At 66.0% G+C, this 25,278-nt stretch carries 7 protein-coding genes; 5 read left to right on the forward strand and 2 right to left on the reverse strand.

Annotated features, from left to right (window positions below; all coding sequences use genetic code 11):
• Position 1 precedes the first annotated feature (1 nt).
• Positions 2–1,699 carry a 3-oxosteroid 1-dehydrogenase gene (gene kstD / locus EL338_RS02315; protein ID WP_126332264.1) on the reverse strand — a complete coding sequence of 566 codons (1,698 nt, stop codon included), beginning with the start codon at positions 1,697–1,699 and terminating at the stop codon, positions 2–4.
• 72 nt (positions 1,700–1,771) lie between these two features.
• Here kstD and EL338_RS02320 point away from each other — a divergent pair, with 72 nt between their 5' ends.
• Genes EL338_RS02320 through dmpG form a run of 3 tightly spaced genes read left to right on the forward strand, consistent with a single transcriptional unit; the run spans position 1,772 to position 4,549 of the window.
• Positions 1,772–2,557, forward strand: a complete 786-nt coding sequence (locus EL338_RS02320; protein WP_126332265.1) for a 2-keto-4-pentenoate hydratase — start codon at positions 1,772–1,774, stop codon at positions 2,555–2,557.
• 34 nt (positions 2,558–2,591) lie between these two features.
• Positions 2,592–3,503, forward strand: a complete 912-nt coding sequence (locus EL338_RS02325) for an acetaldehyde dehydrogenase (acetylating) (protein ID WP_126332266.1) — start codon at positions 2,592–2,594, stop codon at positions 3,501–3,503.
• On the forward strand, positions 3,500–4,549 hold the full coding sequence (gene dmpG / locus EL338_RS02330; protein ID WP_126332267.1) for a 4-hydroxy-2-oxovalerate aldolase: 1,050 nt from the start codon (positions 3,500–3,502) through the stop codon (positions 4,547–4,549). Before EL338_RS02325 ends, dmpG begins: the two co-directional genes overlap by 4 nt.
• A gap of 15 nt (positions 4,550–4,564) precedes the next feature.
• On the opposite strand, the gene EL338_RS02335 is transcribed toward dmpG, so the two are convergent.
• Positions 4,565–5,068 (reverse strand): DUF2505 domain-containing protein, encoded by a 504-nt coding sequence (locus EL338_RS02335; RefSeq protein ID WP_126332268.1) that lies wholly within the window; start codon positions 5,066–5,068, stop codon positions 4,565–4,567.
• Positions 5,069–5,263: 195 nt separating this feature from the next.
• On the opposite strand from EL338_RS02335, the gene EL338_RS02340 reads away from it, so the two are divergent.
• Complete coding sequence (locus EL338_RS02340) at positions 5,264–5,479, forward strand: MbtH family protein (protein ID WP_126332269.1); 216 nt, start codon at positions 5,264–5,266, stop codon at positions 5,477–5,479.
• A gap of 75 nt (positions 5,480–5,554) precedes the next feature.
• The gene (locus EL338_RS26800) at positions 5,555–25,150 is read left to right on the forward strand and encodes a non-ribosomal peptide synthetase (protein ID WP_435404884.1); all 19,596 of its coding nucleotides are present in this window, start codon (positions 5,555–5,557) and stop codon (positions 25,148–25,150) included.
• Positions 25,151–25,278: the final 128 nt, after the last annotated feature.

A 25,278-nucleotide genomic window follows, 5' to 3' on the forward strand; every position in this document is an offset into this window, starting at 1 on the left:
GTCAGGCCTTTCCGCCGTGCGCTTGGCTCGCGATGTGCAGTGCGGCGAGGTAGCCGAACGTCATCGCGGGTCCGATGGTGCCGCCGGGGCCGGGATAGGTGTGTCCCATGACCGGCGAGCTGACATTACCGGCGGCGTAGAGGCCCTCGATCACCGAGTTGTCGTCGCGCAACGCCCGGCCGTCCACATCGGTGCGGACGCCGCCCTTGGTGCCGAGGTCGCCGGGCACGAGCTTGGCGGCGTAGAACGGCCCCTGGTTGATCTCGCCCAGGTTGGGATTCGGCTTGTTGGTGGGGTCGCCGTAGTAGCGGTCGTAGGCGCTCTCGCCGCGATGGAAGTCCTCGTCCACCCCGGAGCGGGCGAAGCCGTTGAAGCGGTCCACGGTGGCCTTGAACGCCCCGGCGGGCAGTCCGGCCTTGGTGGCCAGTTCATCGAGCGTCGGCGCCGAGACGATGACGCCGGACTCCAGCCACTTCTTCGGGATCCGTTGCCCCGGCTGCAGACCCGCGAAGATATAGCGGTCGCGGTAGCGCTGATCGAAGACCAGCCAGGCCGGGATGTTCTCGCCCGGTCCGGGGCCCTGGCCGTACTGGCCGCCGTACATGTGGTGGCAGGCCTCGACGTAGGGCATGGACTCGTTCATGAATCGGTTGCCGGACATGTTGACGATGATCGAGCCCGGCGAGTTGCGTTCGGACAGCGCGAACCAGGGGGCATCGACCAGCGGGACGGTCGGCCCCCACCACGAGTCCTCCATGATTTCCAGCGCGGCGCCGAGCTTTTCGGCGGCCAGGATGCCGTCACCGGTGTTGGCCTTGGCGCCCACGGTCCACTCGGTGCTGATGGGGGCACGCTGGTACTTCACCCGCATCTGCTCGTTGTGCTCGAACCCGCCGCTGCACAGAATCACCCCTCGCCGAGCCCGGATCAGCTGGGGCTCTTCGGATTCTGTTGCCTGTGCGTCCCGGACGTAGATGCCGCGGACGACGCCGTCCTCGATGTAGAGGTCGGTCAGGGCGGTGCTGAGTCGGACCGGCACGCCGGCGTCGCGCAACCCGATGCGCAGCGGTGCGATCAAGGCGCGGCCCATGCCCACCAGGTTCTTGCCGGTGGCGTTGGCCCACATGGTGCGGACGCCGACCTTGAGGCTGCGTAGCAGGCCGCGCGGGTGACGCTTGAGCTGGTTGAGGCGGACGTAGTCCTGCTGGAGCACCACCATGTTCATCGGCACCTTGCCGTACGGCGGCTCGAGGCCGTCGAGGTCGGGGCCGAGCTTCTTGGCATCGAACGGTTTGGGTTCCACCGAGCGACCCCCGGCGCGGCCGCCCGCGGTTTCCGGGTAGTAGTCGGAGTAGTTCGGCACCCAGCACAGCTTCAGCGGCGAGTGTTCCAGCACGAAGTCGAGCATCTCCGGACCGCGCTCCAGGTAGGTGTCGATCTTCTCGGCCGGCACCACGTCCCCGATGATCGTGTGCAGGTAGGTGCGGGCGGCGTCCTTGGTGTCGGTGACGCCGTCGCGCTGCAGCACCCGGTTGTTCGGGATCCACACGCCACCACCTGACCGCGCAGTGGAACCCCCGTAGTGCGGGGCCTTCTCAACGACTACCGTTGAGAGGCCCTGGTGGGCAGCTGTGAGGGCGGCAACCATGCCGGCCCCGCCGCTGCCGACCACGACGACGTCATACTCCTGACCAGTCATGTAGAACACGTTATAGAATTGCCGGGTCATCGGACAACTGCCCCGGTCACAGCAGCGAGGGGAATTCACAAAATGCTCGACGCCAAGACCCGAGCCGAGTTGGCAGCCGACCTGGCCGAGGCAGAGCGCAGCAGAACTGCGATCGACCCGTTGACCGCGGGCCATCCCGACATCGACGTCGTCGACGCCTATGAGATCCAGCTGCTCAACATCCGCCAGCGCGTCGCGGAGGGGGCCAGGGTCGTCGGCCACAAGGTGGGGCTGTCCAGCGAGGCCATGCAGAAGATGATGAACGTCGACGAGCCGGACTACGGGCACCTGCTCGACGAGATGGAGGTCTTCGAGGACGTCCCCGTCAAGACCTCGGCGTTCCTGTATCCGCGGGTGGAGGTCGAGGTGGGCTTCATCCTCGCCGACGACCTGCCCGGGGCCGGCTGCACCGAAGACGATGTGCTGGCCGCGACGGCGGCGTTCGTCCCGTCCATCGAGCTGATCGACACCCGGATCAAGAACTGGCAGATCAAGCTGTGCGACACGATCGCCGACAACGCGTCCTCGGCGGGCTGGGTGCTGGGCAAGGAACGGGTGTCGCCCAAGGACATCGACATCCGCACCATCGACGCGGTGCTGACCTGCAACGGCGAGGTGGTGGCCGAGGGCCGCAGCGACGCCGTGCTGGGAAATCCCGTGACCGCGGTCGCGTGGTTGGCCCGCAAGGTGGACAGCTTCGGTGTCCGGCTGAAGGCCGGTGACGTGGTGTTGCCGGGGTCGTGCACCCGTGCGATAGATGCACGTCCGGGCGACAATTTCGTCGCGGACTTCGCTGGGTTAGGTTCAGTGCGACTGACTTTCGAATGAGCTTCAAATTTCTGAAACGGGCAGGAGTCCACACATGAAAGCCTCGGTTGCGATAGTCGGGTCGGGAAACATCAGTACCGACCTGCTGTACAAGCTGCTGCGCTCGGAGTTGCTCGAGCCGCGCTGGATGGTCGGTATCGACCCCGAGAGCGAGGGCCTGGCCCGGGCCCGCAAGCTCGGCCTGGAGACCAGCCACGAGGGCGCGGAGTGGCTGCTCGGCCTCGACGAGAAGCCGGACCTGATCTTCGAGGCGACCAGCGCCTACGTCCACCGAGAGGCGGCGCCGCGCTACGAGGCGGCCGGCATCCGGGCAATCGACCTGACCCCGGCCGCGGTCGGCCCCGCGGTCATCCCGCCGGCCAACCTGCACGAACACGTCAAGGCGCCGAACGTCAACATGATCACCTGCGGTGGGCAGGCCACCATCCCGATCGTGTACGCGGTCTCGCGCGTTGTGGACGTGCCCTACGCCGAGATCGTCGCATCCGTCGCGTCCGCCTCGGCGGGGCCCGGCACCCGCGCCAACATCGACGAGTTCACCAAGACCACCAGCAAGGGTGTGGAGACCATCGGCGGGGCGCGGCGCGGCAAGGCGATCATCATCCTCAACCCGGCGGATCCGCCAATGATCATGCGCGACACCATCTTCTGCGCCATTCCCGAGGATGCCGATCAGGCCGCGATCACAAAGTCGATCAAGGATGTGGTGGCCGAGGTGCAGACCTACGTGCCCGGTTACCGCCTGCTCAACGAACCGCAGTTCGACCCGCCGTCGGTGACTTCCGGCGGCTACGCCACCGTCACGACCTTCGTCGAGGTCGAGGGCGCCGGGGATTACCTGCCGCCGTACGCCGGGAATCTGGACATCATGACCGCCGCGGCCACCAAGGTCGGCGAGGAGATCGCCCAAGAGCTGATCTCGACGCAGAAAGAAGCAGCACGATGAGCGATATCTTCTTCAACCCCGTCTGGGATGTCCGGATGACCGACACCTCCCTGCGTGACGGGTCGCACCACAAGCGCCATCAGTTCACCAAGGACGAGGTGGGCGGCATCGTCGCGGCGCTGGACGCCGCCGGCGTTCCGGTCATCGAGGTCACCCACGGCGACGGCCTGGGCGGTTCCAGCTTCAACTACGGGTTCTCCAAGACTCCCGAACAGGAACTGATCAAGCTCGCGGCCGAGACGGCCAAGGAAGCCAAGATCGCCTTCCTGATGCTGCCGGGGGTGGGCACCAAGGAGGACATCAAAGAGGCCCAGAACAACGGCGGGTCGATCTGCCGGATCGCCACGCACTGCACCGAGGCCGACGTCTCCATCCAGCACTTCGGACTGGCCCGCGAACTGGGGCTGGAGACCGTCGGGTTCTTGATGATGAGCCACACCATCTCTCCGGAGAAGCTCGCCCAGCAGGCCCGGATCATGGCCGACGCGGGTTGTCAGTGCGTCTACGTCGTCGACTCGGCCGGCGCGTTGGTGCTCGAGGGTGTGTCCGATCGGGTGGCGGCGCTGGTGGCCGAACTCGGCGACGACGCGCAGGTGGGTTTCCACGGGCACGAGAACCTCGGGCTCGGCGTGGCCAACTCGGTGGAGGCCGTGCGCGCCGGGGCCAAGCAGATCGACGGCAGCTGCCGCCGGTTCGGCGCCGGGGCGGGGAACGCGCCGGTGGAGGCGCTGATCGGGGTCTTCGACAAGATCGGCGTCAAGACCGGGATCGACTTCTTCGATATCGCCGATGCCGCCGAAGAGGTGGTCGCCCCGGCGATGCCCACCGAATGCCTGCTGGACCGCAATGCCCTGATCATGGGCTACGCCGGGGTGTACTCCAGCTTCCTCAAGCACGCCATCCGGCAGTCCGAGCGCTACGGCGTCCCGGCCCACGAACTGCTGCACCGGGCCGGCAAGCGCAAGCTGATCGGTGGCCAGGAGGACCAGTTGATCGACATCGCACTCGAGGTCAAGCGCGAGCAGGAGGCCGCGTCCGCAGGCTGACTCTGCCGCGCCGGATCAGGCGTTTTGTTTGATCCAGTCGGTGGTGAAGTCCTGGAGCACTTCGATGCTCTGGACCAGGGACTTGCCCATGAGGGTCTCGATCTTGCCGCCGACCAGCGGGACCTTGAACTCGAGGGTGGCCCGCCCTTTCAGGCGTGAGCCGGCCGGGGTCGGGGTCAGCCAGGCGGTGGCAGACCCGGATCCCGGCGCGCCATGCGACCTCGACGCGATCTTGCCGCGGACCTTCCCGTCGCCGGCGGGGCTCCAAATTTCCTTCTGTTCGACGCGCCACTGGCGCGGAAACACCTTGGCGATCGGTCCGGGCAGTCCGTCGGGACGAAGGCTGTTGGCCACGATCGTGGTCACGACACCGTCGGCGTCGACATCGAACTCCTCGAGGCTGGCCGTACCGCCGAAATTGGCCAGCCGCGCCAACCAGTAGGCACGTTCGGCAAACGCCCAGTGGATTTGCTCAACACTGGCCGAGGAGTCCACCGAGAAGTCGCACGACCGCGGCATGGCCTCAGGTTATGCCCGGATCGCCCATTTTTGCTTCTTTTCGCCGGAGAAGTCGCTAAGCTGACCCACTGCAACACACAAGTAGCTCGGAGTGGGCCACACGATAAGCACGGACGCAAGCTGTGGGGGTATTGTCTTGCATCCGGTTGATCGATATTCGCAGGCCTGCGCGGGTTTGAGGGTGGGGAGGCCCTAGTGAGTGTGAATCCGTTCGACGATGAAAACGGCACGTTCTTCGTCCTGATCAATGATGAAGAACAGCACAGCCTTTGGCCGACATTCGCCGATGTGCCCGCTGGGTGGCGGGTGGTGCACGGCGAGGCCGATCGCGCCGAGTGCCTGGAGTACATCGAACAACATTGGGCCGACATCCGGCCGAAGAGTCTGCGCGACAGGCTGGCCAAGAGCTAGCTCTCGGAGCGGCCGCCAGTCCGGCCGTTAGCTGCCCTGGGGTCTAGGGCGCTGAATTCTGCGGTGGGGGAACCAATGCAGCCTGACGATGGCTTTTTGCCCGCGACTCGCGCACAGCTGGACATCTGGTTGGCGGAGCATGCGGTGCATACCGGTACCGAATGGCAACTCGGCCTGTTCGTGAAGATCGAAGGGGCCGTCGAACGCGATGCCCTCGAATGGGCGATCCGTCGGTTATTGAAGGAGACGGAGCCGGTTAGGGCAGCCTTTGTTGAACGCGACGGGCAGGTCTTCCAAAAGCCGCTCGAGTACCCAGGTTTCGAGCTCGAGTACCACAATCTCACCCGCTGCGACGATCCGGAACGGGAAGCCCGCGAGATGGCGTCGGCAATTCAGCGATCGCCGATGGCATTCGACGGTCCGCTGTTCCGGTTCGCCCTGTTCCAGACGCGTCGCGACGAGTGCTTCTTCTTCGGTGCGTGTCATCACATTGTTCTGGACGGCACGGGGATCGCCCTGGTCGGCCAGCGCCTTGCCTCGTTGTACTCGGCGGCCGTGTCGGGTGCATCCATCCCGCCGTCGTTGTTCGGCTCGCTGGCGGATCTGATCCATCAGGAGCGGGACTACGAAGCGTCCGCGGATTACCTCGAGGACGCGGCCTACTGGCGGGAACAGCTTGCGCAACAAGGTGGTCCGGAGTCCCGGTGGGGTGGCGAGCCGGCCGACGATGCCTCGCACGAGCCGAGCGCCTCGGTGCAACTGGATCCGGGTGTGCTCGACGGCGTGGAGGACTGGTGCAAGGCGCGGGGCCTTCCGAGATCGTCGGTCATCACCGCGGCATGTGCGCTACTGGTCCGCGGTTGGGATTCCGAGGGTTCCGATGTTGTTCTCGAACTTCCGGTCACTCGCCGCGTACGTCCCGAATCGAAGACCCTGCCCGGGATGCTGTCCGGGATTGTCCCGCTGGTGCTGCGGGTGCGGGCCGACGCGACGGTTGGCAGCTTCTGCGAACACGTCGACCTCCGGATCCGGGAAGCATTGCAACATCAGAGGTTCCCCGTACATGACCTCGAGCGTGAGGCGCGGTCCCGTGACGTCGGCGGACTCACGAACCGGGTCAGCGTGAACTTCCTGCCGGCCAGCTTCTCGCTGGACTTCGGTGGATTGGCCGCGACCGCATCTTTGGTCAACGTGGGCGTCGTCGGCGGCTTCGGTCTGGTGTTCTCCAGTCGCGGCGACCAGCTCCTGCTCAGCACCATGGGCGGCGGAATCGAGTTTCCGCATCTGGAGACCGCGGATCTGGCGCGCCGATTGGAGCGGGTGCTGGTCGCGATGGTGGGCGATTCGTCGCGGTTGTTGTCGTCGGTGCAGGTGTTGGATCCGGTCGACTGGGATCGCCTCGGCGGGTTTGGTCATCTGGAGGTGTTGGGACGTCCGATCCGAGCGGCATCGGTTCCGGAGTTGTTCGCCCGGCAGGTCACGCGTGCGCCGGAGGCGGTGGCCGTCACCGCTGAGGGGCGCGGTTGGACGTACCGGGAGCTGGATGAGGCGTCGAATATGTTGGCGCACCTACTGATCGAGTGCGGTGCCGGGCCGGGCGAGTGTGTGGCGGTGCTGCTGGAGCGCTCGGCGGCGGCGGTCGTCACGATTCTCGGGGTCCTCAAGACCGGGGCGGGGTATCTGCCCATCGATCCGGCGCATCCGCTGGCGCGGGTCGAGTTCATGGTTTCCGATGCGGCGCCGGTGGCGGCGGTGAGTTCGTCCGGGCTGGCTGATCGGCTGGCCGGGTGTGGCGTGCTGACAGTCGATGTGGGTGATCCCCGCATCGACTGTCAGCCGTGCACCGCGGTGCCGGGCGGGCCGAAGCCTGATGACATCGCACACATCATCTACACCTCGGGCACCACCGGCACCCCGAAGGGGGTGGCGGTCACGCACGGCAACGTGACGCGGTTGTTCGACGGACTGGATGTGGGGATCGAGCTGAGTCCGGATCAGGTGTGGTCGCAGTGTTCGTCGCTGGCCTTCGACTATTCGGTTTGGGAGATCTGGGGTGCGCTGCTGCACGGCGGCCGGTTGGTGGTGGTGCCCGAATCGGTGACGCGCGCTCCAGATGAGTTGCATGCGTTGCTCGTCGCCGAGGGAGTCACGGTGTTGAGCCAGACCCCGTCGGCGGTGGGCGTGCTCGCGGATGAGGGGCTGGAGCCGGCGGCATTGATGGTCGCCGCCGAGCCGTGTCCGGCCGAGGTGGTGGATCGGTGGGCACCGGGGCGGGTGATGGTCAACGGTTACGGTCCGACCGAGACCACGGTGTACGCCACGATTTCTGCACCCTTGGTGGCGGGGCCGGGCGTGGTGCCGATCGGACTGCCGGTGCCGGGTGCGGCGCTGGTGGTGCTGGATGCGTGGTTGCGTCCAGTGCCGGTCGGGGTGGTCGGTGAGTTGTATGTGGCCGGACGTGGTGTCGGGGTGGGGTATGTACGTCGCCCGGGGTTGACGGCGTCACGGTTTGTGGCGTGTCCCTTTGGGCCGTCGGGGCTGCGGATGTACCGGACCGGGGACCTGGTGCGCTGGGCCCCCGATGGGCAACTGCAGTACCTGGGCCGCGCCGATGAGCAGGTCAAGATCCGCGGGTATCGCATCGAACTCGGCGAGATCCACGCCGTGTTGGCCGCGGCGGACGGGGTTGCGCAGGCGGCGGTGATCGCCCGCGAGGACCAGCCCGGAGACAAACGATTGGTCGGCTACATCACCGGTAGTGCGGATGCGGCCCAGGTGCGAGCCACGATGGCCGACCGGCTCCCGGCCTATATGGTCCCGGCGGCCATCGTGGTGCTCGACGCGCTGCCGGTCACGGTCAACGGCAAACTCGACAAGCGGGCCTTGCCCGCACCGGAGTACATCGGCTCCGGATATCGGGCGCCGACGACACCTACCGAGGAGATCCTGGCCGGAATCTACGCCCAGGTCCTGGGCCTGCAGCGCGTCGGTGTCGACGACTCATTCTTCGACCTCGGCGGCGACTCCCTGTCAGCCATGCGACTGATCTCCACCATCAACACCACCCTCGACGCAGCCCTGACCGTCCGCACCCTCTTCGACACCCCCACGGTGGCGGAGTTGGCCGCACGCGTCGGCGAAGGGGCCGACACCCGTGACCCGTTGGTCCCCGCATCCCGCCCCGCGGTGATCCCGCTGTCCTACGCGCAAAGTCGGCTCTGGTTCCTCAATCGGTTCGAAGGCGGCGTCGCCACCTACAACATGCCCACCGCTTTCCGGATCGACGGGCAGTTGGACGTGAATGCGCTTGCGGCGGCCCTCGATGACGTGATCGCCCGTCATGAGGCTCTGCGGACCACCTTCCCCGACCTCGACGGTGTGCCGACGCAGCGGATCCTGCCGGCCGAACCTGGGCTGTGGCGCCGCGGCGGAGCAGTAGTTACGGCGACGCAGGAAGACGAGGTGGACACCGAACTACTGGAGTTGGCGGAGCATCGATTCGAGCTGTCGAACGAGGTCCCGATTCGGGCGAAGGTCCTGGCGCTGGGACCTGACCGTCATGTACTCGGGATCGTGCTGCACCACATTGCTTTTGACGGCTGGTCGCTGGCGCCGATGGTGCGTGACGTCGGGTTGGCGTACGCGGCGCGCTGCCAGGGTCAGGCACCCGACTGGACACCGCTGCCGGTGCAGTACGTCGACTACACGCTCTGGCAGCAGAACTGGCTCGGTGAGGAGTCCGATCCGAACAGCGTGCTGACGTCACAGTTGGGTTACTGGCGGCGGGAGCTGTCGGATCTGCCCGAGGTGGTGTCCCTGGCGACCGATCGTCCGCGGCCGGCAATGGCCAGCTACCACGGAGACGAGGTGAGTCTGCGCATCGACCCGCAGACGTGGGCCGGACTCAAGGCGGTCGCTGCGGCCCACAACGCGACCGCGTCGATGGTGTTGCAGGCCGTGATGGCGGTGTTGATGCATCGCGCCGGGGTGGGTGAGGACGTCGCATTGGGTGCGCCGATCGCGGGCCGAATGGACGCCGCGCTCGACGAGCTCGTCGGGTTCTTCGTGAACACCTGGGTGCTCCGCGCCACGGTGAATCCCGGACTGCGGTTCTGTGAGGTCCTCGAGCAAGTGCGGTCCAAAGCCCTGGAGGCCTACGCCAATCAGGATGTGCCATTCGAGTTGCTGGTCGAGCGGCTCAACCCGTCGCGGTCGGCGTCGCATCATCCGCTGTTCCAGGTGGCGATGGTCTACCAGAACAACGTCCGCCCGCAGGTGCTACTCGACGGAGCGAGCGTCGAGTCGGTCGCGGTCGGGACCCAGACTGCCAAGTTCGACCTGGACATCCAGCTGCGCGAAGTACCCGTGGAGGAATCGACCGCACCCTTCGCGCTGCGTGAAATGCCCGGGGAAGGCGCCGGCTTGCCGATGTGCGCCGGCGTGGTCACCTATGCCACCGATTTGTTCGATCGTTCGACTGTTGAGCGGCTGGTGGGTTGGTTCGGTCGGGTGGTCGAGGCGGTCGTGGCGGATCCGGCGGTGCTGGTCGGGGAGGTCGAGCTGCAGGACGCGATTGAGCGTGAGCAGGTGGTGTCGGGCTGGTCGGGTGCCGGGATGACGGCGCCGGTCGACTTGGTGCCGGAGTTGCTGGCCGCGGCGGTGAAGGCTGATCCCGGTGGTGCCGCGGTCATCGATGGTGCGCGGGTGTGGTCCTATCGAGAGTTGGACGAGGCTTCGAATCGGTTGGCGCGGTGGCTGATCGAGACCGGGGTTGGCCCGGAACGTGCCGTGGGTGTGGTGATGGATCGGTGCGCGGAGCTGGTGCTGGGTTGGTGGGCGGTGCTCAAGGCCGGCGGGGTGTATGTGCCGGTGGATCCGACGCATCCGGACTCGCGGATCGCCACGGTGCTCGATGCCGCGGGGGCGGTGTGTGTGCTGACCTGCGGTGCCGATGTGGTGGCCGGGGCTGGAGAGCGCCCGGTGCTGCGGGTCGATGAGTTGGATCTGGCCTCGCGGAGCGCGGCGCCGATTACTGACGACGATCGGTGGGCGCCGCTGACGGTGGACAACTTGGCGTATGTGATCTTCACGTCGGGTTCGACCGGGACGCCGAAGGGCGTGGCGGTCAGCCATGCCGGGCTGTTGGGTGTGGCCGGCGCACACCGGGATCTGTTCGGGGTCGCCGCCGGTGAGCGATTGCTGATGGTCGCGGCACCGACCTTCGATGCCTCGGTGTTCGAGTGGTTGTGGGCGGTGTCGTCGGGGGCGGCGCTGGTGGTGGCCGGTCCGGACAGCTATGCCGGTGAGGCGCTGAGCGCGGTGGTGGTCGACCACCGTGTGGATGCGGCGTTGTTGACGCCGACGGTGCTGGCCACGCTGGACCGGGAGCGGGTCGAGGGGCGGTTGGCCACGTTGGTCACCGGTGGTGAGGCGTGTGCGGCGGAGTTGGTGGCTTCGTGGGCGCCGGGGCGGCGGATGTTCAACGCCTACGGTCCGACCGAGGCGTCGATCTGGGTGACCTGGAGTGTGTTGCGGGCCGGGGAGTCGGTGGGCATCGGTGCTCCGATCGCCGGGGTCACCGCGCTGGTGTTGGACGCGCGGTTGGGGCCGGTGGCCGTCGGGGTGGTCGGTGAGTTGTATCTGGCCGGGGCGGGTTTGGCGCGCGGCTATGTGGGTCGGCCGGATCTGACGGCGGATCGGTTCGTGGCCAACCCCTTTGGCCGCGAGGGCGACCGGATGTATCGCAGCGGGGATCTGGTTCGCTGGACCGCGGCTGGTGCGCTGGAGTATCTGGGTCGTGCGGATGCGCAGGTCAAGCTGCGAGGTCAGCGGCTGGAACTGGGCGAGATCGAGAACACGCTGTTGGCTTGCCCCCACGTTGCGCGGGCCGCAGCGGCCGTGCATCACAGTGATACCGGAGCAGACCACCTGATCGGGTACATCGCCCTGACCCAGGAAAGCACCGACGACCATGACACCGAGGTGGTCGATCAGTGGCAACACATCTATGACGAACTCTATGACGCCGACATCGCCGAGGCCGAGTTCGGCAGTGACTTCCGTGGTTGGAACAGTAGCTACACCGGGCAGCCAATTCCGTTGTCGCAAATGCACGAGTGGCGGTCGTCGGCAGTGGAGCGCATCCTGGCCCTGCGGCCGCGGCGGGTCTTGGAGATCGGCGTGGGCTCGGGCCTGGTACTTTCCCAGATCGCGCCGGAAGCCGAAGAATACTGGGGCACCGACTTTTCCGCACCCACCATCCACGCTTTACGGACCGCAGTAGCCGCCCGCCCGTGGGGCGAACGGGTCAAACTGTCGGCTCAGCCGGCGGATGACCCCGAAGGACTGCCGTCGAGCTACTTCGACACCATTGTCATCAATTCGGTGGTGCAGTACTTTCCGAGCGCCGGATACCTCGCCGAGGTTCTCGACACCGTCATGGAACTGCTGGCGCCGGCGGGGACTCTGTTCGTCGGCGACATCCGCAACCACAGTCTGCAGGGTGCCTTCCAGACCGGTGTCGCAGTGGCGCGCAATCAAGCCACGGGGGCTGTTGCCGACGCCGACGAGATCCGGCAGCGCGTGCAGCGCGCCATACTCGGTGAGGCAGAGCTGCTCCTGGCGCCAGAATTCTTCACCTGCTGGGCGTCCGCCAACCCACTGGCCGGCGGGATCGCCATCGAAACCAAGCGTGGTGAGTCCGACAATGAGCTGACGCGTTACCGATACGACGTCTCGGTCCGCCGTTCCCCGACGCCGTCGCGCTCGCTGGCAAATGCGCCCCGCCGGTCATGGACCGAGTATGCGGGGTTGAGCGCGCTCTCCGAAGAACTCGTCGCACAGGGCTCTGAAGTGCTTCGGGTTTGCGATATCCCGCGCCGCGGGGTACTCGGCGACGTCATCGTCGAACAGGCTCTCGCGGCGGGTGCCGACCTCTCGGAGGCGCTGGCGGAAGCAGAGTGCTGCGATCAGGCTGATGGGTCGGTGACTCCGGAACAGTTGTATCGGCTCGGGACCGAACTCGGCTACCGTGTCGCGGTCACCTGGGGTTCCGGCCTCGGCACATTGGACGCCGTCTTCCTCCTCGGCGCGGCCCGCGACTGCTTCGAGCCCCTGACCGACCTCTACCTGCCTCCGAACGACGTTCGTGCACAGAGCACCTCCGCCAATGACCCGCACGCCAACACCAAGATCAGTGCTGTACGCCAGCACTTGACCGAGCGGTTGCCGGACTACATGGTGCCTACCCACATCGTCGTCGTGGAGGAGTTCCCGCTGACCTCCTCGGGCAAGATCGACCGGAAGGCGCTGCCGAAACCGATACTGGCCGCCAAGGCATTCCGGGCACCCCAGACCCCCACGGAAAAAACTGTCGCCGAAGTGTTCGCGGAGATCCTCGCGATGGACCGAGTTGGGCTCGACGACAACTTCTTCGACTCGGGTGGAGATTCGTTGATCGCCATCCGTGTCAGCGCTCGATTGCAGGCCGCGTTGGGCGTGGAGGTGCCCGTGCGGTATCTGTTCGACACTCCGACGGTCGGTGGGCTTGCGGCGTGTTTGGAGACCAATCACGCTGTGACGGCCCGTCCGCCGTTGCGCGAGGTGTCGCGTCCTGACGCGATCCCGCTCTCGTTCGCCCAGCAGCGGTTGTGGTTCTTGGATCAGTTGCAGGGACCGTCGCCGATCTACAACATGGCGGTGGCGTTGCGGTTGACAGGTTCCCTGAATGCAGCCGCGCTCGAAGAGGCTCTCCGAGACGTGGTCGGACGCCACGAGAGTCTGCGTACCGTCTTCACCACGGTCGCCGGACAGCCCCGACAGCGGGTGTTACCGGTCGAGCGGGCGGATCCGGGTTGGCAAACAGTCGATACCCGGGGTTGGTCGAAGGAGCGTCTCGATGAAGAGATCTCTGCAGTGTCCCGCCACAGCTTTGATATCGCCCGAGAGGTTCCGCTGAGAGCAACGCTGTACCGGACCGGGCAGGACGAACACGTGCTCGTTGCGGTGGTGCACCATATCGCCGCCGACGGCTGGTCGGTTGCACCGTTGGTCGGTGATCTGAGTGGCGCGTACGCCGCGCGATCCATGGGTCGAGCGCCCGACTGGGCAGACCTCCCGGTGCAGTATGTCGATTACACCCTGTGGCAGCAGGATTGGCTGGGCGACCAATCGGACCCGAACAGCGTGATCTCAGGGCAGCTCGACTACTGGGAGCAGGCCTTGGCCGGTCTACCGCCGCGCCTGGAGTTGCCGACGGATCGTCCCTATCCGAAGGTCGCGGATTACCGAGGCGCCAGCGTGGTGGTCGATTGGCCGTTGGGTTTGCAGCAGCGGGTGGCGCGATTGGCTCGCGAGCACAACGCAACAAGCTCCATGGTCGTGCAGTCGGCGTTGGCGGTGCTGTTGTCGAAGCTCAGCGCCAACACCGATGTCGCAATCGGCATTGCGACTGCCGGTCGAAGTGATCCGGCCCTGGACGACATGGTGGGATTCTTCGTCAACACCTTGGTCCTCCGGGTCGATATGACCGGGGACCCCTCCATGACGGAGGTCCTGGGACAGGTGCGGCGCCGTGGGCTCACAGCGTTCGAGCATCAGGAGGTCCCGTTCGAGGTCTTGGTGGAGCGACTCAACCCGACGCGGAGCCTGACCCATCACCCGCTGATCCAGGTGATGCTGACCTGGCAGAACCTTCCGTGGCGTAGCGGCGATCCCGTCGCGGGTTTGAAACTCGGCGACGTGGACGTCGTCCCGATGCCGGCCGAAACCCTGACCGCGCGGATGGACTTGGTCTTCTCACTGACCGAACGTTTCGACGATGCGGGCACCGCCACGGGAATCGGTGGCACGGTCGAGTTTCGTACCGATGTGTTCGACGCCGAGAGCGTCGAGCTCTTGGTCCGACGGCTCGAACGCGTGCTGGAGACGATGACGGGCGACCCGCTGCGGTCGTTGTCCACGATGGATCTGCTGGACCGCAGCGAGTACGCGCAGTTGGACCAGATCGCCAACCGTACGGCGTTGACCAGCACTGTCCCCGAGGTGTCCATCGTCTCGCTGTTCGGCCAGCAAGCGGCTCGCACTCCCGGCGCGGTAGCCCTCCGGTGTCGTGGCGACGAGCTGACTTACCGCGAACTCGATGAGGCATCGAATCGCCTGGCGCACTGGTTGACCCACCTGGGCGCGCGACCTGGGCAGAGTGTGGGCTTGCTGTTCGGCCGCGGTATCGAAGCGGTCGTGGCGATCCTCGCGGTATTGAAGTCGGGAGCTGCCTACCTGCCGATCGATCCGGCGTTGCCCGATGCGCGGATCGAGTTCATGCTTGGCGATGCGGCGCCGATCGCCGTAGTCACCACTTCCGCGTTGGCCGATCGGCTGGCCGGTTACGGGGTTCTGGTGGTCGATGCGGGCGATCCCCGCATCGATCACCAGCCCGCTGTCGTGCCGGCGGCGGGGCCGGGTCCCGACGACATCGCCTACCTGATCTACACCTCGGGGACGACGGGCGTCCCGAAAGGCGTGGCCATCACGCACCGCAACGTGACCCAGCTTGTCGGATCAATGGATGCTGCGTTATCCGGCCCCGGGCGAGTGTGGACACAATGGCACTCCTACGTTTTCGATGTCTCGGTCTGGGACATCTTCGGTGCCCTTCTTCATGGCTCACGACTGGTGATCGTGCCTGAGGAGGTTGCTGTCTCGCCGGCGGAGTTCAACGCGCTGCTGCAGGCAGAAAGGGTCGACGTGCTGAGTCAGACCCCGTCGGCACTCGCCATGCTGCCCCCCGATGGACTCGACTCGACGATGGCCGTGGTCGCCGGTGAGGCGTGTCCGGAAGAACTGGTGGGCAGGTGGGGCTCAGGGCGGCCGATGATCAACGCCTACGGACCCACCGAAACCACGGTGTACGCCACCATCAGCGCACCCCTGCAACCGGATTCGGGAGCCGTGCCCATCGGGTTCCCCGTGCCGGGATCAGCGCTGTTCGTCCTGGACAGGTGGTTGCGTCCGGTACCCATGGGCGTGGTCGGCGAACTGTACGTCGCCGGCAGCGGGGTCGGCGTCGGCTACCTGCATCGAGCGGGGCTGACCGCGTCCAGGTTCGTGGCCTGCCCGTTCGGCGGCACGGAAGTGCCCGGACATCGGATGTATCGGACCGGCGATCTGGTGAGCTGGGGCAAGGACGGCCAGCTGCACTACCTGGGTAGAGCTGACGAACAGGTCAAGATCCGCGGCTACCGCATCGAACTCGGCGAAGTCCAGTGCGCCCTGGCCGACCTCGAAGGAGTGGCGCAGGCAGCGGTGGTTCTCCGAGAGGACCGGGCCGGCGATCCCCGATTGGTCGGCTACGTGACCGCGACAAGTCCGGGAGCAGTCGACCTTGGGGTGGCACGCGCCCGGCTTGCCGACCGACTGCCGACCTACATGGTGCCCGCGGCGATCGTGGCGCTCGACGCAATACCGTTGACGGTGAACGGCAAGCTCGACAGACGTGCCCTGCCAGCGCCGGAATACTCTGACGCTACCGGTGCCTACCGTGCTCCGAGCAACCTCACCGAGGAGATCCTCGTCGGGATCTACGCCGAGGTACTCGGCATGGACCGAGTCGGGGTCGATGACTCGTTCTTCGACCTCGGCGGCGATTCGCTGTCGGCCATGCGTTTGGTCGCCGCCATCAATTCCGGTCTCGACGCCGGACTTACCGTGCGGAGCATTTTCGATACGTCCACGGTCGCCGAACTCGCGCCTCTCATCGGAGGGAACAACCAGCGGCGTGTCCCGCTGGCTTCTACCGAGCGGCCTGAGGTTGTTCCGCTGTCCTTTGCACAGCAGAGGTTGTGGTTCCTCGATCAGCTGCAGGGGCCCTCGCCCATCTACAACATGGCGGTGGCCTTGCGTGTGGAAGGCCCTCTGAACTCCGATGCCCTGGGCCGAGCATGGGCGGATGTCGTTGCCCGGCAGGAGGCATTGCGCACGGTGTTCACGGCCGTGGACGGGGTGCCTCGGCAGATTGTCATCGATGCTGAGCACGCCGACTTCGGTTGGCAGATCATCGACGCCGAAGCCTGGCCCAGCCGGCAGTTGGAGACGGCCATCGCTACGGCCGCAGGCCATAGCTTCGACTTGTCGGTCGAGATTCCGTTCAAAGCAACGCTTTTTCGGACTGGCACCGAGGACCATGTTCTGGTGGCGGTGGCACACCATATCGCCGCCGATGGCGCTTCTATCGCTCCCCTGGTGGCTGATTTGGCGGTGGCGTATGCGGCTCGGTGTGGTGGGCAAGCGCCCGATTGGTTGCCGTTGCCGGTGCAGTATGCGGATTACACGTTGTGGCAGCGGGATTGGTTGGGCAGTGACTCCGACGCCGACAGCGTGATCGCGGAACAGTTGGCCTATTGGCAGCAGGCGTTGGCGGGGTTGCCGGAGCGGTTGGAGTTGCCGACGGATCGGCCGTATCCGGCGGTGGCTGATTACCGCGGTGGCAGTGTATCGGTGGCGTGGTCGGCGGACTTGCAACAACAGATCGCGCGGGTCGCTCGGGAGCACAGTGCGACCAGTTTCATGGTGGTGCAGACCGCGTTGGCGGTGCTGCTGGGTAGCGTGAGTGGCAGCGACGACGTTGCGGTCGGATTCGCCATCGCCGGCCGCAACGATCCTGCTCTCGATGAGTTGGTCGGATTCTTCGTCAACACGTTGGTGCTGCGGGTTGATCTCGGCGGTAATCCCACCGGCGCAGAATTGTTCGGCCGGGTGCGACAGACCTGCCTCGCTGCTTTCGACCATCAGGACGTGCCGTTCGAGGCAGTGGTGGAGCGGCTCAATCCGGCACGCAGCCTGACTCACCACCCGCTGGTTCAGGTGATGCTCACGTGGCAGCGTGCTCAAAGCCGCTTCGCGCCGAGGCTCGGCGATGCGATCATCAGCCCGCTGCCGGTCGATACCCACACTGCGCGGATGGATTTGGCGTTTTCCCTCGAGGAGCGCTACACCGAGACTGGTGAGCCCGCGGGAATCGGGGGCATGGTGGAGTTCCGCACCGATGTGTTCGACATCTCCAGTGTCGAGGTTCTGGTTGAAAGACTCGAGCAGACGCTGCGGACGCTGACCGCCGATCCTGGTCGGCCGTTGTCCTCGGTCGGCATCGCCGACGAGGTCGAAATCGCGAGTCTGTGCACGATGGGTAACTGCACGGTCTTGCTTCAGCCGCAGGCGGAGGAGTCGGTCCCGGCGTTGTTCACTGCGCAGGCGGCGCGGCTAGACGATGCGGTGGCGATCTCATCCGGCGGCCTGCCGATGAGCTATCGCGAAGTAGACGAGTCGTCGAATCGGTTGGCACACTTTCTGATCAGCCAGGGTGTCGGTGCCGGTGACTGTGTGGTGTTGGCGTTCGGGCGGTGTGCTGAGGCGATTGTGTCGATGTTGGCGGTGCTCAAGGCCGGGGCGGTGTATTTGGCGGTTGATCCGGGGCATCCGGCTTCGCGGGTCGAGTTCATGCTGGCCGATGCCGCTCCGGTTGCGGCGCTGAGTTCGCCGGCGTTGGGTCATCTGTTGGCGGGGTCGGGGTTACCGGTGTTCGAGTACGACGATCCGCGGGTTGGCGAGCAGTCGGTGAGTGTGTTGCCGGCACCTGATGCGGAAGATCTTGCGTATTTGATCTATACCTCGGGGACGACGGGGGTGCCGAAGGGGGTGGCGGTCAGTCACCGCAATCTGGTGCATCTGGTGGAGTCGATGCCGCCGGATCTGCCTGCGAACCGGGTGTGGACGCAGTGTCATTCGTATGCGTTCGATTTCTCGGTGTGGGAGATCTGGGCGGCGTTGCTCGGTGGTGGGTCGTTGGTGGTGGTGCCCGAGGAGGTGGCTGCGGCGCCGCGGCAGTTCCAGGATTTGATCGTCGAGCAGGGTGTGACGGTGTTGACCCAGACTCCGTCGGCGGTGGCGGCGTTGGATCCGGCGGGGTTGGAGTCGGTGGCGGTGTTGCTCGGTGGTGAGGCGTGTCCGACCGACGTGGTGGATCGCTGGGCGCCGGGGCGGGTGTTGCTCAATGCTTATGGTCCGACGGAGGCCACGGTGTACGCCGCGATCTCGGCGCCTTTGACGGCGGGTGCGACTGTGGTGCCGATCGGGGCGCCGGTGTCGACGGCGGCGTTGTTGGTGTTGGATCGGTGGTTGCGTCCGGTGCCGGCCGGGGTGGTCGGGGAGTTGTATGTGGCCGGGCGCGGTGTCGGGGTGGGGTATGTGCGGCGGTCGGGGTTGACGGCCTCGCGGTTCGTGGCGTGCCCGTTCGGGGGCCACGGTGCCCGGATGTATCGGACCGGGGATCTGGTGCGCTGGGGCGGCGATGGGCAGTTGCAGTATCTGGGTCGTGCTGATGATCAGGTCAAGATCCGTGGGTACCGGATCGAACTCGGCGACATCCAGGCGGCGTTGGCCAGTGTTGACGGGGTGGATCAAGCTGCGGTGATGGTGCGTGAGGATTCGCCCGGTCAGCAGCGGTTGGTCGGTTATGTCACCGAAACCGTCGCTGGCTCAGTCGATCCTGTCGTGGTGCGGGCACGATTGGCTGATCGGTTGCCGGGCTATATGGTGCCGGCGGCGGTCGTGGTGCTCGACGGGTTGCCGTTGATGGTCAGCGGAAAACTCGACAAGCGTGCTCTGCCGGCACCGGAGTACACCGACCTGGATCGTTATCGGGCGCCGTCGAGTCCGGCCGAGGAGATCCTGGCCGAGATCTACGCCCGCATCCTGGGGTTGGACCGTGTCGGGGTCGATGCTTCGTTCTTCGACTTGGGCGGTGATTCGCTGTCGGCGATGCGTCTGATCGCCGCGATCAACAAGGCCTTCGACACCGACCTGGCCGTACGCACCCTCTTTGACGCCCCCACCATCGCCCAACTCGCACCCCGCATCGACCAAGGCGCCACCACCCACCCACCCCTGACCGTCCAACCACGCCCTGCACACATCCCACTGTCCTACGCCCAAAGCCGACTCTGGTTCCTCAACCGCTTCGAGGGCGGCGTGGCCACCTACAACGTTCCGATTGCCTTGCGCATCAACGGATCGCTAGATGTCGAGGCTCTGGATGCGGCCCTCGACGACGTGATCACACGCCACGAGTCCCTGCGCACCGTCTTCCCGGACGTCGACGGCGCGCCGTCGCAGGATGTGCTTCCCGCGCTGCCGGGCATGTGGCGGCGCAGCGGAACAGTCGTGGAGTCGACAACTGACATCGACGTGGCCGTCGAGTTGGTTGCCATGGCGGGCTACCGGTTTGACCTCTCGACCGAGATACCGATCCGGATGCGCATTTTCCAGGAGACGCCCGATCGGCACCTGGTCGCGATCGTGGTGCACCACATCGCCTTTGATGGCTGGTCGGTGGCGCCGATGGTGCGTGATATCGGTGCCGCCTACGCCGCACGATGCCGCGGACAGGCGCCCCAGTGGGCTCCGTTGCCGGTGCAGTACGCCGATTACACGTTGTGGCAGCAGGATTGGCTGGGAGACGAAGCTGATCCCGACAGCGTGATTGCTGCGCAGTTGGGGTACTGGCGGCAAGAGCTCGCCGATCTGCCGGAGGTGGTGTCGCTGCCGGCGGATCGTCCCCGGCCACCGGTGCCCAGTTACCAGGGTGACTTGGTCGAACTGCGTATCGAACCGGCGACGTGGGCGTCGGTGAAGGCCCTGGCGGCCGCACACAACGCGACGGTGTCCATGGTGCTGCAGGCCGTGACGGCTGTCGTGCTGCAGCGCGCCGGTGCCGGTGAGGATGTCGCTCTGGGTGCGCCGATCGCGGGCAGGACCGATCCGGCGCTCGATGATCTGGTGGGGTTCTTCGTCAACACCTGGGTGCTGCGGGTGGGGGTAGGTTCCGGGCTGCGGTTCAGCGAGGTACTCGAGCAGGTGCGGCATAAGGCACTGGAGGCCTACGCGAACCAGGACGTGCCGTTTGAGCTGCTGGTGGAGCGACTCAATCCGACACGCTCGGCGTCGCACCATCCACTGTTCCAGGTACTGATGGTGTTCCAGAACAATGTGCGGCCTGCCGGTATGGAGATGGAGGGAATCACTGTTGAACCCTTGGCGGCCGACACCGGGACCGCCAAGTTTGATCTGGATATCCAGCTGAGTGAGATGCCCGGTGATGCTCCGGATTCACCGGTGGCCGTGGGGACCGTGTCCTATGCCACGGACCTGTTCGACCGATCGAGCATCGAACGACTGGTCACCTGGTTAGGACGAATGCTCGAAGCCGTGTCGGCTGATTCTTCGATCATCGTCGGTGAAGTCGATCTTCTCTCCAACGGCGAGCGTGAAATGGTGCTCGAAGGTTGGTCCGGCACCAACAACCGGTCCTTTGTCGGGCACGGATCTGAAGTGTTGACCGCAGCTGTGCGTGAGCACCCAGGCACTGTGGCGGTTATCGATGGTGTTCGCGAGTTGTCCTATCGCGAGTTGGATGAGGTTTCGAATCGGTTGGCGCGGGTGTTGATTGGGGCGGGGGTCGGTCCGGAACGGGCGGTCGGTGTGGCGATGGGCCGGTGCCTGGAGTCGGTGGTCGCGTGGTGGGCGGTGCTCAAGGCCGGTGGGGTCTATGTGCCGGTTGACCGCAGCCACCCGGATGCCCGGATCGCGGCGCTGCTGGATGGGGTTGGGGCGATTTGTGTCCTGACCATGGGCGCCGACTGTGTGGGTGGGGCCGGTGAGCGTCCGGTGGTACGTCTGGATGATCTGGGTCTGGAGGGGTGGAGTGCGGCGGCGGTCTCCGATGCGGATCGGTTGGCGCCGGTGGGTGTTGATGACGGTGCCTATGTCATTTTCACGTCGGGTTCGACGGGGACGCCGAAAGGTGTTGTGGTCAGCCATTGTGGGTTGCTGGGTTGGGCTGAGGCGCAGCGCGACACCTTCGGGCTGGGTCCGCAGTCGCGGGTGTTGATGGTGTCGGCGCCGACTTTTGATGCGTCGGTGGGTGAATGGTTGATGGCGACGGCTTCGGGTGCGGCCTTGGTGGTGGCGCCGCCGGATTGCTATGCCGGGGAGGCACTGACCGGGCTGCTGCGTGAGCATCGCGTGGATGCGGCGGTGCTGACTCCCACGGTGTTAGGGACGTTGGATCGCAGTCAACTGGACCACTTGGGCACGGTGGTCGCTGTTGGGGAGGCGGTGCCGACAGCTTTGGTGGATGCGTGGGCGCCGGGTCGGTCGATGTTCAACGGTTACGGTCCCAGTGAGACGACCATCTGGGTGACCTGCGCCGAGTTGTCGCCCGGGCAACCGGTGCGCATCGGTGCTCCTCTTCCTGGGGTGACGGCGTTGGTGCTGGACGCGCGTTTGCATCCGGCGCCGGTCGGGGTGGTCGGGGAGCTGTATCTGGGTGGTCCGGCGGTGGCCCGTGGTTATGTGGGCAGGCCCGGTTTGACCGCGGAACGGTTTGTCGCCAACCCGTTCGGGGTTGCGGGTGAGCGGTTGTATCGCAGCGGTGATCTGGTGCGGTGGACTCCGCTGGGGACTCTGGAGTATCTGGGGCGCGCTGATGCGCAGATCAAGTTGCGTGGGCAGCGTATCGAATTGGGTGAGATCGAGAACACCCTGCTGTCCTGCCCGCAGGTGGCCCGGGCCGCCGTGACCGTCCACCACAGTGAGACCGGAACCGATCATCTCATCGGTTACGTCGCGCTCGAGCACAGCAGCACCGCCGACCGAGACGCCGAGGTCGTTGATCAGTGGCAGCAGATCTACGACGAGTTGTACGACGCTGAGAGCGCATCGGAGTTCGGCGGTGACTTCCGGGGTTGGAACAGCAGCTACACCGGTGCGCCGATCCCGATGACAGACATGCGGGAATGGCAGAACGCCACACTGGAGCGGATTCGGGCTCTGGCCCCGCGGCGGGTGTTGGAGATCGGTGTCGGTTCCGGGCTCTTGCTGGCTCATCTTGCCCCGCAGTGTGAGCAGTACTGGGGCACTGACTTTTCCGCCCCCACCATTCAGTCGCTGCGGCGGGCTGTCGCGGCGCAGCCATGGGGTGAGCGGGTGCGGTTGTGGACCCAGCCCGCGCATGTCACCGGCGAGCTGCCGCGGGCGTACTTCGACACCATCATCATCAACTCGGTCGTCCAGTACTTCCCCAACGCGGCGTATCTCGCTGAGGTCCTTGACAACGCTGTCGAGTTGTTGGCACCGGGCGGGGCGGTCTTCATCGGCGACATCCGCAATCACACTCTGCAGGGGGCGTTCCAGACCGGTGTCGCATTGGCGCGTACCGAGACCAGCGATACCGACGAGATTCGGCAGCGGGTGCAGCGTGCGGTGGTCGGTGAACCCGAACTGCTGTTGGCCCCGGAGTTCTTCACCACCTGGGCGGCTGGCAATGAGGCGGTGGGGGCGCTTGACATCCAGGTCAAGCGCGGCGATGCCGACAACGAGTTGACTCGGTATCGCTACGACGTCGCGATCCGCAAGGGACCGGTGTCGGCCTGCTCCCTGGCCGCGGTGCCGCAACGGGACTGGGCTACGTGCGCCGGGCTGTCCGGACTGCACACCGAGTTGACGGCACAACGCCCCCGCGCGGTCAGAGTGACGGCGATCCCCCGGGCCGGGGTGATCACGAACGTGGCCCAGGAACAGGCGTTGGCGTCCGGCGCGCCCCTGGCCGACGTGCGCGCGTGCGCCGGTCCCGGGGCCTTCACCGCCGAGCAACTGCACCGGCTCGGCGAGGAGATCGGCTACCGGGTCGCGGTCACCTGGGGCGCACATCCCGGTACGGTGGACGCCGTCTTCATCGATGCGACCATTTCTGGACACGGATCGATTCTGACCGACGTCTACTCGGTTCCCACCGGAGCACGCCGACCGGCCGGCTACGCCAACGATCCGGACACCAACACCAAGATCAGCGCCGTACGCCAGCAGTTGGGCGAGCTGCTACCGGATTACATGGTGCCGACCCACATCATGGTCCTCAACGAATTCCCGTTGACAACCTCCGGCAAGATCGACCGTAAAGCCCTGCCGGAACCGGTATTCGCCGCCAAGACGTTCCGGGCCGCCCAGTCGCCCACCGGTAAGACCGTCGCCGACGTCTTCGCCGAAGTGCTCGGTCTCGACCAGGTGGGCCTGGACGACGACTTCTTCGCGCTCGGCGGCGACTCATTGATCGCCATCCGGGTGACCGCCCGACTGCAGGCGGCGCTGGGCATGGACGTACCGGTGCGCTATCTGTTCGACGCGCCAACGGTGGGCGGCCTCGCCGACTACCTCGATGCTCACCGTGCGGAGGCGACCCGACCGCCGCTGCAGGTGATGCCGCGGCCCGAACACGTGCCGCTGTCGTTCGCCCAGCAGCGGTTGTGGTTCTTCGAACAGCTGCAGGGCCCCTCGCCGATCTACAACATGGCGGTGGCGCTCCGACTGAGCGGGAACCTGGACGCCGCGGCCCTCGGCCACGCCCTCGGCGATGTGGTGGGCCGGCACGAGAGTCTGCGCACGGTGTTCGTCGCGTCCGACGGGGTGCCACATCAGGTGGTGATTCCGGTCGAGGAAGCTGACTTTGGCTGGCAGGTGGTGCATGCCGACGGCTGGTTGGAGTCGCAGATGGAAGCGGCGATCGCCGCAGCCGCATGCCACTCCTTCGACCTCGCATCCGACATTCCCATGCGGGCCACCCTGTTCCGAACCGCCACCGACGAGCATCTCTTGGTAGCGGTGGTGCATCACATCGCCGGTGATGGGTGGTCGGTGACGCCGCTGGTGTCGGATCTGGCTGCTGCTTATGCGGCCAGGTCGCAAGGGCTGGGTCCACAATGGGGTCCGTTGCCCGTGCAGTATGCGGATTACACGCTGTGGCAGCGGGATTGGCTGGGTGACGAGAAGGATCCGGACAGTGTGATATCCGGCCAGTTGGCGTACTGGGAGCAGGCGTTGGCGGGCCTGCCGGAGCGGTTGGAGCTGCCGACGGATCGGCCCTATCCGCCGGTGGCCGACTACCGCGGTGACAGTGTGGCCGTCGACTGGCCGGCGGAGTTGCAGCAGCGGGTGGGGCGGTTGGCCCGAGAACACAACGCCACCAGCTTCATGGTCATGCAGGCAGCGCTGGCGGTGCTGCTGTCCAAACTGGGTGCCACCAACGACGTAGCGGTAGGCATCGCCACCGCCGGTCGAGGCGACCCTGCCCTCGATGAGTTGGTCGGCTTCTTCGTGAACACGTTGGTGTTGCGGGTCGACCTGACCGGTGATCCCACCGTCGGTGAGCTCCTTGGTCAGGTCCGGCAACGCAGCCTGGCCGCCTTCGAACACCAGGACGTGCCCTTTGAGATGCTGGTCGAGCGGCTGAATCCGCCGCGTAGCCTGACGCATCACCCGCTGATCCAAGTGATCCTGGCCTGGCAGAACCTGCCGTGGCAGCACGGCGGTGGCTCGGCGGGCGGGCTGAGTCTGGGGGATGTGCAGATCAGTCCACTTCCGGCCGACACCCACACCGCGCGAATGGATTTGGTGTTCTCACTGGCCGAACGCTTCGACGAAACCGGCGAGCCCGCCGGGATTGGGGGGACCGTGGAGTTTCGCACCGACGTATTCGACGCGAGGAGCATCGAACGGCTGGCCGAGCGATTGCGACGGGTCCTCGTTGCACTGACCGCTGAGATGGGGGCTGAGGATGACCACTGAACAAGTTCGGCGGCTGTCGTCGATCGACTTCTTGGACGACGAAGACCGGGGCGACCTCGACGAGTTCAGCAACTCCCGTGTGCTCACCCAGGCCGTGGTCGAGGGGTCGATTCCGGAGTTGTTTGCAC

The organism is Mycolicibacterium chitae, assembly GCF_900637205.1.
Taxonomy (GTDB): Bacteria; Actinomycetota; Actinomycetes; order Mycobacteriales; family Mycobacteriaceae; genus Mycobacterium; species Mycobacterium chitae.